The sequence below is a fragment of the Roseivirga spongicola genome, assembly GCF_001592965.1.
Lineage (GTDB): Bacteria > Bacteroidota > Bacteroidia > Cytophagales > Cyclobacteriaceae > Roseivirga > Roseivirga spongicola.
The window spans coordinates 786,585-799,430 of sequence record NZ_LRPC01000001.1 but is presented as its reverse complement, the minus strand read 5'-3'; the positions used below and the strand labels follow the sequence as shown (position 1 = coordinate 799,430).

The 12,846-nt window shown below is 40.3% G+C and carries 8 protein-coding genes; 3 read left to right on the top strand and 5 right to left on the bottom strand.

Annotation, left to right across the window (positions count from 1 at the left end; translation table 11 throughout):
* Positions 1-2: 2 nt before the first annotated feature.
* Together AWW68_RS03640 and AWW68_RS03635 are read right to left on the bottom strand one after the other, a co-directional pair.
* A complete protein-coding gene (locus AWW68_RS03640; RefSeq protein ID WP_068216693.1) occupies positions 3-1,502 on the bottom strand; it encodes a RagB/SusD family nutrient uptake outer membrane protein in 1,500 nt (499 codons plus the stop codon).
* Between the two features lie 10 nt (positions 1,503-1,512).
* Positions 1,513-4,674: a SusC/RagA family TonB-linked outer membrane protein gene (locus AWW68_RS03635; protein WP_157717514.1), complete on the bottom strand. Its 3,162-nt coding sequence runs from the start codon at positions 4,672-4,674 to the stop codon at positions 1,513-1,515.
* 227 nt (positions 4,675-4,901) lie between these two features.
* On the opposite strand from AWW68_RS03635, the gene AWW68_RS03630 reads away from it, so the two are divergent.
* Positions 4,902-5,639: a lysophospholipid acyltransferase family protein gene (locus tag AWW68_RS03630; protein WP_068216689.1), complete on the top strand. Its 738-nt coding sequence runs from the start codon at positions 4,902-4,904 to the stop codon at positions 5,637-5,639.
* 90 nt (positions 5,640-5,729) lie between these two features.
* A complete protein-coding gene (locus tag AWW68_RS03625) occupies positions 5,730-6,842 on the top strand; it encodes a hypothetical protein (protein WP_157717513.1) in 1,113 nt (370 codons plus the stop codon).
* A gap of 55 nt (positions 6,843-6,897) precedes the next feature.
* On the opposite strand, the gene AWW68_RS03620 is transcribed toward AWW68_RS03625, so the two are convergent.
* Entirely contained in the window at positions 6,898-8,325 is a 1,428-nt protein-coding gene (locus tag AWW68_RS03620; protein ID WP_068216684.1) for a restriction endonuclease subunit S, read from the bottom strand.
* Positions 8,326-8,354: 29 nt separating this feature from the next.
* Positions 8,355-10,523, bottom strand: a complete 2,169-nt coding sequence (locus tag AWW68_RS03615) for an N-6 DNA methylase (protein WP_068216682.1) — start codon at positions 10,521-10,523, stop codon at positions 8,355-8,357.
* A gap of 150 nt (positions 10,524-10,673) precedes the next feature.
* Here AWW68_RS03615 and AWW68_RS03610 point away from each other — a divergent pair, with 150 nt between their 5' ends.
* Positions 10,674-11,417 carry a tryptophan-rich sensory protein gene (locus AWW68_RS03610; protein ID WP_068216680.1) on the top strand — a complete coding sequence of 248 codons (744 nt, stop codon included), beginning with the start codon at positions 10,674-10,676 and terminating at the stop codon, positions 11,415-11,417.
* Here AWW68_RS03610 and AWW68_RS03605 read toward each other — a convergent pair.
* Complete coding sequence (locus tag AWW68_RS03605) at positions 11,414-12,790, bottom strand: pyridoxal-phosphate dependent enzyme (RefSeq protein ID WP_068216673.1); 1,377 nt, start codon at positions 12,788-12,790, stop codon at positions 11,414-11,416. The genes AWW68_RS03610 and AWW68_RS03605 overlap by 4 nt on opposite strands.
* Positions 12,791-12,846 lie beyond the last annotated feature (56 nt).

Here is a 12,846-nt window from a genome sequence, read left to right as displayed (position 1 = left end):
AATCAAGGATTCTGAACTAGCTCTTTATTTACGTTCATAGCGCTGATTGGCAATAAGAACTGCCATTCTGGAGAACCAGCCGGAACCTCTGTAATTCTTGCCTGAGTTAAGCTAAAGCTTCCTCTCTGAGGTCTGAATAATGGTAGGTCTAAACGCTTTAGATCTAAAAAGTTGAAACCTTCTCCCCACAACTCAATTCTTCTTTGTACCAAAATTTCATTGAGAAGTGCTGCACCAGAATTTAAGCTTATTAAGGCATTCGGATCTCTTTGAGAAACTAAGCTGAATAATGCTGTTCTAGCTGCTAAATCGTTGCCCAGGTGAGCATTTGCTTCTGCTTCTATTAAGATCATTTCATCTGCTCTCATCAGTACAACGTCACCATCGCCAATAGTTCCAGAAGGAAGTGCCTCGAACTTCACGTTCATGTACGGATATTTGGCAAAGTTGCTTGGAATATCTATTGCAGCCATCTCTGCAGGAGTAACTGCCCAAAGACCTTTTCTAACGTCAGTGTCAGCAATAAGATCATACAAATCTGCATTGATACACTTAGGGTCGTTTCTGATGTGAGACGAGCTGTAGTTATAAGACATATAGGCAAAGAATGACGCAAAATACTCACCTTGATCTGGAATAACATGGCTGGCCCAAATCCAAGAAGGAGTATCTTGGCTATTGAATCCGTTGGTCATTTGTGCGCTGGTTGTAGCGCTAAAGCCTTGTCTGGCAGCTTGAGCATAGGTAATGGCATTGGCCCACTCTCCCTTAGTAAGTGCAACTCTTGCTAATACACCATTTACTACATTGGCACTAATCTGCGATTTATCGCTAGCATAAGTTTGTCCAGAAGCAGTAATGTTTTGCAAAGAAGAAGTAAGGTCTGTCTGAATTTGAGCATAAACCTCTTCTACTGTAGATCTAGCTTTAGAAGTACCAATACTATTAAGGTCGTCTAGGTTAATTACCACACCTAGCTGGGTGTTGTTTTGGCCTGGCACATACCTTTTTCCATAAAGTTGAACAAGGTTGAAGTGACCAAATGCTCTATAGAATAAAGCTTGTCCTTTTATGTTCTGCTTTTCAGATTCATCACCTTCAATAGCATCAATAGAATTGATGATGTTGTTGGCGTTTACAATCATGGTATAGTAATAGTCATAAGTATGACGAACCAAAGAGCCAGAGTTGTTTCTGTGGTCAATCCACTGATACGCACTAATGAACCAACCACTACCTCTTTGCGGGTTTACTACATCGCTACCAAGAAAGTCGTAATTGATCATGAAGTTGCCATAGCCAGCCCTTTCACCTTGAGAAGCGCCAGGCATGCTATACATATGTCTGTGCATTCCCTCTAGAGCTGCTCTTTGGTTTTCTATGGTGCCCAATACCTGATCGGCTGCTTGCTGATCAGTAGGGAAGGTGTCTAAATAATCTTCGGCACAAGCACTTACCAGTACTATTGCCAAGAGCATTATAATTCTTGAAATGTATTTCATTGTCTTAGTTTTAGAAGTTTAGGTTAACACCCAAAGTCATGATTCTAGATGGAGGGTAAAGCCCAACATCTTGTGTACCGTTGAATGTTTCTAGCGGGTTCATACCTTTTCTAGCGCTAACGAAGAATAGGTTTTCGGCCGATACGTACATTCTTAGGTTTGAAATACCAAGTGATTGAAGAGATGCCTTATCGAAAGTATAACCAAGGTTAATGTTTCTCAGGTTAAGGAAAGAAGCATCAGTTAACCATCTGTCTGATGTGGCAACAATGTTTACATCATTGTTTACAGATACTTTAGGTACATCAGTGATATCGCCTGGTTGTTTCCATCTGTTGGCAATGTCTATATGAACTGCTGCACCGTCATCTGTACTCATTAAGCTCTGATAGTTGGTATCATATATTTTGCCACCAATGCTATAGGCAAAGAGAACAGATAAATCGAAGCCTTTGAATGAGAAGTTGTTAGTGAATGCACCATACAAGTCAGGAATTGAAGATCCGTTATAGGCAAAAAGCGCATTGTTTTGCTTATTGGTAAGCTGAACACCATCGATAGTAGTAAAAAGGTTGGCTGGTGTTTCTTCAGAAGCTGGGTCATACACATAAAGCGGCTCTCCAGTTGCAGGGTCTACACCCCACCAATCTCTCAGCCAGAAGTCATAGATAGATCTGCCTTCAAGCAATTTTTTCGAACCGCTAATAATACCGTTTTCTCTAGAGTCTTCCGGAAGCTTAGTGATCTCATTGGAGAACATAGTACCGTTTAAGCCAAAGTTCCACTCAAAGCCATTGGTGTTAGATCTTACAATGTCTACGTTCACATCGAACTCAAGACCTTTGTTTACCATTTTACCAATGTTTCTGTTTTGAGAAGTGTAACCAGACTCACGAGCAATTGGCACTGAGAACAATAGGTTGTCTGAGTAACGGTTAAAGTACTCAACAGTACCTCTTACTCTATCCAATACTTCAAAGTCTACAGCAAAGTCTACAGAAGTGTTTTTCTCCCATAATAAATCGCCATTACCCACATTGTAGCTAAAGAAACCAGCATTGTTTGCGTTGTTTCTACCAGCAGAATAGAGTGTTTGAGAAGGATAGTATCCACCAACGTTGTCATTACCTGTTTGGCCATAAGAAGCTCTAACTTTTAATTCGTTAAGCCAACCGAAGCTGTTTAGGAAGTCTTCTTCAGAAACTCTCCAGCTACCACCAACAGACCAGAAGTTACCCCATCTTACATCTCTAGCAAACCTTGAAGTACCATCTCTTCTGAAAGAAACAGAAGCATAGTATTTTTCATTATGAGCGTAGTTTATTCTAGAGAAGAAACCCTCAGTTCTGTATTTATCAATTTGAGAGCTTACAGAAGCAATGGTGGTATAGTTATCTAGTACAGGGTTGTCTAGAACAATGTACCCAGTTTTAGCTGCACTAAAATCGTTTATCTTTTCTCCGTAATTCTCATGTCCCACAAGAATGTCGAAAGAGTTAGCTGCACCAATATCAAACGAGTAGTTGATTAGCTGGTTGAAGTTGGTAGTAATATCGAAGTTGGCACTTTTTGTTGCTCTACCTTCAGGAATATAGTCTCCAACATATGGGTTGCCATAGAACTGACCGTTAAATGTACCAATATCAACACTACCACTAATTTTAATACTTAAGTTTTCAATTGGAGTAAAATCTGCGAAACCAACAGTTCTGAAGAACAAGCTCTCATTGTAGTTGCTGTTTAGCAACATTTCTTCAGGAGCATGACGACCCGAAGTGTTGTTTGGTCTTCTTGGAATGCCAAAGCGAGCATCACCTCTGTCAAAGGCTCTTGAGCCTGTTAATGGGTCAATTATGTATTCTCCGTTGGAATCTATAGCATAAACAGGGAAGATAGGGCCCATTCTTCTTGCATTATAGAAAGCGTTAGCGAAGCCAGACCCGCCACTGGTAACGGTGTTCTGAAGTCTTACGTCTCCAGAGTTGTTCATGCCAATTTTCAACCAATCTAGCACTTTAACATCAATATTGGTTCTTAGGGTATATCTCTCAAAGTCTGAGTTTTTGAATACACCTTTCTCGTCTAGGTAGCCTATTGATGCGTAGTAGTTTACTTTTTCTGTGGCACCTTGAGCGCTGAAGTTATACTCTTGTCTGTAGCCTAGCCTTTCAATTGGGCTGAACCAATCCAGGTCATCTTCAGAATATCTGATAGAAGCATTAGGGTTAATAGAACCATCTGTTCCAATAATTGCATTGTCTGCAACATTGGTAGCGTTGTAGAACAAGAAAGGAATTAGGCCATTAGTAGACTCTGTTGCTGCTTGTTCAGGAGTACGGCCTTGAACTATTAGGTCGTTTCTTCTTGCCTCCCAATAAGTTTGGTAGTAATCTAGAGGTGCTTGTCTATCATATTCTTGAATTCCTCTGGCTGTAATTCCCTGCTTAGTTGAGAAAGAGAATTTTGGAGGAGCACCTTTTTTACCTTGTTTGGTGGTGATGATTACCACACCGTTTGCTGCTCTTGCACCATAAAGTGAAGTTGAAGCAGCATCTTTCAAAGTAGAGATAGACTCAATATCGTCTGGGCTTATCCTGTTGATGTTTCCGCTGAAAGGCACACCATCTACTACAAAGAGAGGGTTGTTGCTACCATTTATTGAACCGATACCTCTGAGCCTAATAGCTGGGTTATCTCCAGGCTGACCTGTTGAGGTGGTTACCTGAATACCCGGAGCAGAACCACCAAGAGCAGAAATAGGGCTAGTTACTGGCCTTTCTTTAATCTTTTCTTCAGTGAGTTGTGACACAGAGCCGGTAATGCTTTTGGTGTCTTGTGTACCATAAGCCACAACAACTACCTCTCCAGCATCTACAACATCTGGTACCATAGAGATATTTATTGTGGTTCGGTTGTTCACCGTTTCTTCAATGGTCCTGTATCCTAAGAATCGGAAAACAAGCACATCGGTGTTAGAGCTAACGCTGACCGTATAACGGCCTTCTTCAGTGGAGATCATACCATTAGTAGTGCCCTTAACAGAAACACTTACACCTGGCAATGCTGCACCGAACTCATCAAGAACAGTACCTGAGATGGTACGGTCTTGCCCCATCAAACTACCGCCTAGCAGTAGCAAAATGAAAGAAGCTAAAAGCTTAGTTTTAAGCATTACAGTTAGTTTAATATTGCCTTTAGACAACCAACTCAAATCACATATACAAGAATGTACACATATGGCTATTAGGTGTTACAGATGGTAAAAAGTGTTGTATGATTGGAAGAATTATTTGAAGTGATAGAAGAAGTTTAGAGGGCGAGACTTTATCTGCTGGTTGGCAAAATTCACTTCGTGCTTATTGTTAAATTCTGACTATTTTAGCGATACATTCACTATGTATGATTAAGAGAATCATTCAGTACATTTACACAGGCTGGTGCGCCTTTGCTTTCGTAGTTCCTATGCTGGTTTTTGCCTTGCCAATGGTTATTCCCATTGTCATTTCTCGGAAGCTAGACAACATCACCTACTTCTTTATTCGTGTGTGGGTTTACATTTTCAGCCTACTTACTGGTATTTGGTTTATCGGTCACAACAAAAAAGTGGTAGACAGAAAGAAGTCATACATTTTTGTAATTAATCATACCTCTTTTTTAGATGCGCCTGCCATTCCCATTGCTATCCCTAGTAGTCTAGTAGCGCTAGGGAAAAAAGAGCTTTCCAAAATTCCAGTGTTCGGATGGATAACAGGCAGATTTGCTGTTTGGGTAGATAGGTCAGATACCGAAAGTAGAAAAGAAGGGAGCAAAAGATTGAAGGAGTTGCTTTCTGGTGGAACATCCGTTTTGGTAGCTCCAGAAGGAACTAGAAATAACACGGATGAACCTTTACTTCCTTTTCGCTACGGCCCATTTAGATTGGCTATAGAATCACAGATTCCAATTATTCCGGTCATCATTCATGATGCGGGTAAACTGATGAAGCGAGGCAGTCTATTGCTTCGCCCAGGGGTTGTGCATTCTTATTGCCTCCCAGAAATATCGGTTGAAGGTCTTACCGAAGATGATCTAGACAACTTGACCCAAAGCACCTATGAGCTGATGAGAAATAAAATCATAGAGCTAGACAAAGGCTAAATAGTTTTGGCACTATTTTCGACAAGTCAAGATCAAAACCAAACATTAAAGCTTATGAACACTTTTTACAAACAACTTCTAATGGGGTTCATGGCGTTGGTATTAATAGGCTGCGCCACTGGGAAAAACGCCTTCGACAAGGGCGACTACGAAACTGCTCTAGATAGAGCCGTAAACCGACTTCAGTCTAACCCTTCTAACAAAAAGGCGCAAGATGTACTGATCGATGGTTACCGAGTAGCCTCTCAGTATCACCTGAAGAGAATCCAGCAAATGAACAGAAGCTCAGACTCCTTCAGGTATGAGTCGATCTATAATGAGTATGCTGCCTTAAACAGATATTACAGAGATATACAGAGATGCCCTGCTTGCTTAGACCTGGTAAACCCTAAAGAGTATTTGCAAGAGCAAGAAGCTGCTGCTCAAAATGCGGCAGAGGTTCAAGTTTCTCTTGGTGAGGATGCCCTAAGCACGAATACCATTGAAGGTGGAAGACAGGCTTTTGGCCACTTCCAGTCAGCTCTTCGATACACTAACAATTTACCAGCAATTGACAGCCTTTTGACAGAGGCAAGAAATATGGGTACAGTTAGAGTTTTGGTTGAACCAATTCCAGTTCACTCCAGAAGTTTGGAGCTTACCAATGAGTACTTTGCCAATAGAATGTTTGAATTCTTAGATGGGTTCAGCAGAGATAGATTCGTTCAGTTCTATTCTCAGGGCGATATGGAGGCTTATGACATAAGCCCGGACCATATTCTAAGCATGGAATTCGATGACTTTGTTCTTGGACAAACTAGAATAGAATCTAAAACCAAAGAGATTAAACGAGACAGCGTAGTGGTAGGTCAGTTCAAAGACAAAGATGGTGTGTCACATGATGTATTTGGTACGGTAAAAGCCGATTTCACTACTTACAGAAAGACCTTGGCTTCTACCGGCATGCTGAATTTCGAGATCAGAGATGCTTACAGCAACCAAGTATTAGTTCAGAGAAAATTGGGAGGCGAAGACATCTGGCAGTACGAGTGGGCCTCATTCAACGGAGATGAGCGAGCGCTGACTAAAGATGAAATCAGAATGTCGAAGCAAAAGGAGGTTCCTCCTCCAAGTCCGCAAGAGTTATTTGCGGCATTTATAGATCGGGTTTACGATCAGGCATTCACGCAGGTACGAACGCTCTATAGAGACACAAGATTATAATTTAAGGCTCCTTCGGGAGCCTTTTTAGCTACAACCGTGAAATACCTTTTCTCATTTAAGAGACTCTCCCTCTGTCTTTTGTTTGTTCCTTTATCCAACGCATAGCTCTTTCCTCATCTTGTTCTATCGCCATTTCTACGGCTTGTTTCGCTATTTCTAGTAAATGCTCGCTTTGTTTTTTACGGTTGAAGCTTTCCTCTACCAAATCTGCTATTTGTTGTTGTTTGTCTTGGTCGATAATTGGGATAACCAAAGTTTTGATGGAGGTTTGAGTTATTAAGGGTTGTACAGACCCTCCAGCTAGTTTTTCAAGTAATAACTGGTAAGGTTGTGATGAAAAAAGGATAGAATAAACATATGGATTGAGATCATCAACCAACTTAAAACAAAGTATATTATCTGAATACACTGAATTGACTAAAGACTCATTAATAACCCCAAATAGACCGATAGTTCCAACCCTTGATGTCAACACTTCATTGAGATTCGCACTACATTGAAATTTTGTCGAGTCTACTGAATAGTTCTCGTCTGGAATTATTTCTCCTTTCGAAATATTAGTGTTTCTGAGATAATATGATGAACCCTTTGATTTAGAAATGTATGAATCAGAATATTCTCCGGTTTTGATGTAATCAATTTGATTACCTAATGTTGAGTATCCGTTTTTATACGAAATAATCTGATTTTCAACATCATCATACTTCACCTGATAATACTCTGCATCCAAACGCCCAGAGCTATCAAAGGACTCTGAAAAGTTTTTGACGTTTACAGGTTCTTGACTGGGTTGGAAATCGGCTAGGTTGAGTTCTTGGAGTAGGAGTTGTTCGGCTTGGGTGTAGGCCGATTTTGAATCAATCAAAAGCTCAAATGCCTTATCAAAGCATTCTTTTAAGTTCTCTTGAAAAGGTTTAGAGAGAAGAGGTATTTCAATTTCTTTTACCTCTTCAGGGTTTACATTTGTTTGATTAATGGATTGTCTAGCTCTCCTCTTAATGTCCCAAACTCCTTGTTTACTATTTAAAAAAGCAGAAAGATATTCTGGAAAGATCAAATCTTCATTCGGTATAAACCTTACAAGATATGATGCAAACACAAAGTCTCGATTGTCCAGCTTTTTATATAAACCTGTCCGCCCAACCCATTCAAATGAATTAGTCCTATTAAAAACTACATCCCGATCATTTAAAGTGAATGTTTTGAGCTCATTTTTTGAAATATCAGCGAATTTTGACACTTCCATATCACAGAGCATGTTATGGATTTCATTCATTCTGTAAATTGGATACCCCACTCCATCTTCATTCATGGCAATGGAAACACCATATTGAGCTTTTTTTATTATGTTACCGATCTTTTCATATTTGAGTTTTGAATTTTTAGCAGGCTCTTTTGTATAAAATTGACTATCAATTCTAAAGTCTTTGTTTAAATATGTTGAGCTAAAATCTTTTTCTTTTATCTCTAGCCCTTCTAACAAATCCCTGTATCGGGACTCATTAAAAGGGCTTAGGGCTTTCCCACAAACGAGAGTTTCTCTTTTTTAGCAAATTCCAGAAATGCTTCTGCTATGCCGTCTTTGGTGAGTCCGTCATGGTTAAAGAGGTCGTGTTTTACCACAAGGTGTCCGTGTGAGTCAAGTAGGTATTCTTCAAGGTTCGAAGGAGTAGAGTCGTAATTGTCTATGGGTTCTGCCACTTGTTCTGAGCCCTCCAAAAGTTCAGAACTTTTGGAGGGTTGTGCGTTTGGAAAATCTTTTTTTCGCACAAAAATCTTTTCACCACTGTTGTCTTTGCTTGACTCTTGCATGGTAGCAAAGAAAATCGGGTAATCTTCTACTTTAGGGCAAAGGGTATCATCCCATTTCTGTACAAAAAGGACAGATGTCTTCGTACCTGTATGTGGTTTGAATACATTGCCATGAAGCCCTACCACTGCTAGAATTCGGCATCTCTCAGCAATGTAGTCTCTAATGGCTTTGTCGGAGCTGTTATTGAATCGTCCCTGAGGTAGTACCACCGCCATACGGCCTCCAGGTTTTAAAAAATCCAGGTTGCGCTCAATAAAGAGAATGTCTCGCCCCACTTTGGTTTGGTACTTGCCGTTGGGCTTTTTACCTAAATCGTATTTCGCAAGAATTCTACTTTCCTTGATGTCGCCTGCAAATGGAGGGTTTGCCATCAGCACATCAAATTGAAAATCACGGCATTCGTAAATCTCTTTTTCCTTCACATAGATTTTACCGTTTCGTTCCTCTTCAATTGTTACTGTTTTTGGTTTGGGATTAGCCAAGTGTTTTCGAATGTTCTTCCAACCGTTACCGTAGACATCATACCAATCCTTGTCATTGTAGTTGTTGTCCCATCGGTCATAGTCCAAGGTGTTCATATGGAGCACGTTAGTTTGTCCGTCACCTGCAATCAAGTTGAGCGTTCTGGCAACACGTACCGCCTTTTCGTCAAAGTCTATCGCAAAAACTTTGTTTTGTACATAATCTGTTTGTTCTGGTAGTTTCTCTTCAGCGGTAAACAAATGACTTTTAGAAAGTCCTTTAGCCTTCAGCTGCTTTTCCCATACATGGAAAATAGAGTGAACGGGGAAACCACAGCTACCAGCGGCTGTGTCAATAACTGTTTCATCAGCTTTAGGATCCATCATTTTTACACACATGTCAATCACAAAACGAGGCGTAAAATATTGTCCCTTTTCACCTTTACTATCCTTGTTGATGAGGTATTCAAAGGCTTCGTCTACAACATCCAGATTAGAATTAAAAAGCTTAATTTTTTCCAATGATGAAACACAAATAGCTAAGTGAGATGGTGTGAGCGTTATTTTTGAGCTTTCTGTAAACACCCCTTCCCATTTCTCTTTGGCTTTTTCAAAAAGCGCTTGCATCTTTTGCTTTAGCTCTGTTTCGGTTTCGCCATAGTTTCTGAATTCAAGGTATCTGGATTTGTTACGAGTGCTTTCAAGTTCGTCATAGAGTTTAGTGAAGATGAGCTGAAAAATCTCTTCGAAGACATCGACTCCTGCATTGGCAAGAACCTCATCTTCCATCTCCTTTACTTGGTCTTTAAGTGATTTACGCTCTTTTGAAAGTTTATCATTCTCAATTAAATCGTCAATCGTCCAACGTTCCGTTAAGATGTCAGTTAGCTTTTCAGTAGCTTTTGGAATATCCGGAATATCCTTGAAGTAATTTGGGTCTCTTCGGTTGTAATAAGAAATGGACTCTCCATTACTCCATATTCCAATTGGAGCACCAGTAGCGTTACAATAAGACTTCAATTGCTCTTTACCGTCTTTCAACTTAGGCTTCTTCAGCTCTACCATTATAAAGACAGCTCTAGCATCTTGCTTATCGAAAACAACTATGTCTGCGCGTTTCTTTTCTCTACCAAAGCTTACGGCATACTCAATTTCCATTCGCTCATAGGAATAACCATACTCTTCATGTAGCACCATGAGATAGAGTTGCCTTACTGCTTCTTCTGGCTTAAGCTGAACTTCCTTTCTTCTTACTAGGCAAGTGATAAAGGGAACGTATTTGCCTCTAGTCTCTCTTAAAGTGATGGACTCTTCAAGTTTCGAAATCTGTGAATCTGAGAATTGAGTGAGTTTGTAATTTGAGTCCTTTAAAATTTGAGCTAATGTTGGTTGCTTGGCTATTTCCATCGTAGAACTTTTCTAAAGTCACAAGTTAATGCTAGCGGTATGAATTTTCATACTTATTTATGAAAAGGGCTCAAGCATTGGTGATTACATGATCTATCTTGAACAAGTAGATAAATGATTGGTTTCTTAACAGTACTTTAACTGTTAATAATGAAAAGTAGATTTTGGCCTGTTTTGAACTTATTGGTTGTTTTCGCCACCATTTTTCTTTCCTACTACTCCAATACGGGAGCCATAAACGGAAATACAATGGGGAGCTTGAGCAATGAGTATGATAACTATTTTACCCCAGCGGGTTATGCCTTTTCTATTTGGGGACTCATTTACATAGGCCTAATCGGAAATGCTATTTACTTACTTAGAAACACAGATAAGCCAACTACAAAAACTCAGGCCATAGGACTTACTGTTGCAAACCTTGCTAATTGTACTTGGGTGTTTTTATGGCTTTATGAATACACAGCTTTGAGCACTCTTGCTATGTCTGTGATTCTTATTGCTCTAATTTCATTGACTGTTCAATTGCGAGTCGGATTTCAAAAGCAATCGCTATGGGTTTGGTGGCCAATATCCATTTATGCTGGCTGGATTACCGTGGCCATTGCTGCCAATATTACTGCCTACCTCTCAAAGATTGGTTGGAATGAAATACTTTCTGAACCTAACTGGGCGTTGGCATTGATTGTCATTACTACGCTCATTTTCACTTTTCTAATTTTAAAGCGAAGACTAGCCTATGCTGGCTACGTAGGTGTTTGGGCATTGGTAGCCATAGCCATGAAGCAATGGGGAGAACAAACAACAATACAATGGTTGGCCATTGCCTGCGCTGTACTGTTGTCTGTTCAGTCAGTCTATAAAGACTATGAATATAGAACTAAGGTACTGGCTTAATTATTCGTCATGGCATTCAGCAAATCGTGACGAGTAAGGATATGCACCTCATTCTTTTCGTCACGAACCAATACCGCAGGGTTGTCCTTCGTAATCACTGAAGAAAGAACATCTAGCGTATTATCTGGCGAAACAAACTGGAAAGAAGGATCCATAACCTCTGAAACCGGCTTGGTTTTCAACTCAGGATCTTCAATCATCTGAGCTAAGAGTTTAGAATCAATCAGACTACCAACAAACTCATTTCCATTTGTTACTGGAAGCTGAGAGATAGAGTTGCCAGTCATCAGTTTAACAGCTTCACCAACAGTTGCAGATTGCTCAATAGTGGTAAGCTTACCATTTCCGTTCTGATGGGTGATTATATCTGCTGCAGAATCAAAGCTTCTGTTCTCCACGAAACCACGAGCTTTCATCCAATCGTCATTGTAGATTTTACCTAAGTAGCGAGTACCATGGTCCGGAAGAATGATTACCATTACATCATCCTCTTTCAAATTCTCCTTGGCGTATTCTAAAGCACCTGCCACCGCAGAACCACAAGACCATCCGCAGAACATACCCTCTTCACGAGCCAACCTTCTGGTCATGATTGCACCGTCTTTATCAGTCACTTTCACGAAAGTATCTATTAGGTCGAAGTCTACGTTTTTCGGTAGAATGTCTTCACCAATTCCTTCAGTTAGGTATGGGTAAATTTCCTTCTCATCGAAAACACCAGTCTCTTTGTACTTCTTGAAAACCGATCCGTAAGTATCGATTCCTACAGAAACGATATCTGCATTTTGTTCTTTTAGGTATTTGGCTGTTCCACACATAGAACCACCAGTTCCTACACCGGCAGCCCAGTGAGTAATTTTGCCTTCAGTGTCTCTCCAGATTTCAGGCCCGGTAGTTTCGTAATGCGCCTGAGCATTTGAAGTATTATCGTATTGGTTCGGGTAGAACGAGTTTGGAATATCTTTATTCAGCTTTTTAGCTACTGAGTAGTAAGAGCGCGGATCGTCTGGCTCAACATTAGTCGGGCAAACAATCACTTCTGCCCCAACTGCCTTCAGAATATCGATCTTCTCTTGCGATTGCTTATCGGCTAAGGTGAATATGCACTTGTATCCTTTTGAAATTGCAGCTAGTGCAAGGCCCATTCCTGTGTTTCCAGAAGTACCTTCAATAATGGTTCCGCCTGGCTTAAGGAGCCCAGCCGCCTCAGCGTCTTCAACCATCTTTAACGCCATTCTGTCTTTCATGGAGTTACCTGGGTTAAAGTATTCCACCTTAACCAAAATAGTACCCGGAATGCCTTTATTTACAGAATTGAGCTTAACCAAAGGAGTATCGCCAATGGTTTCAATGATTGAATTATAGTATTTCATTTTTCCTTTTCTATTATAATTGGTGCAAAGCTAACTTTTCTTCGCTTGCTAGTAAA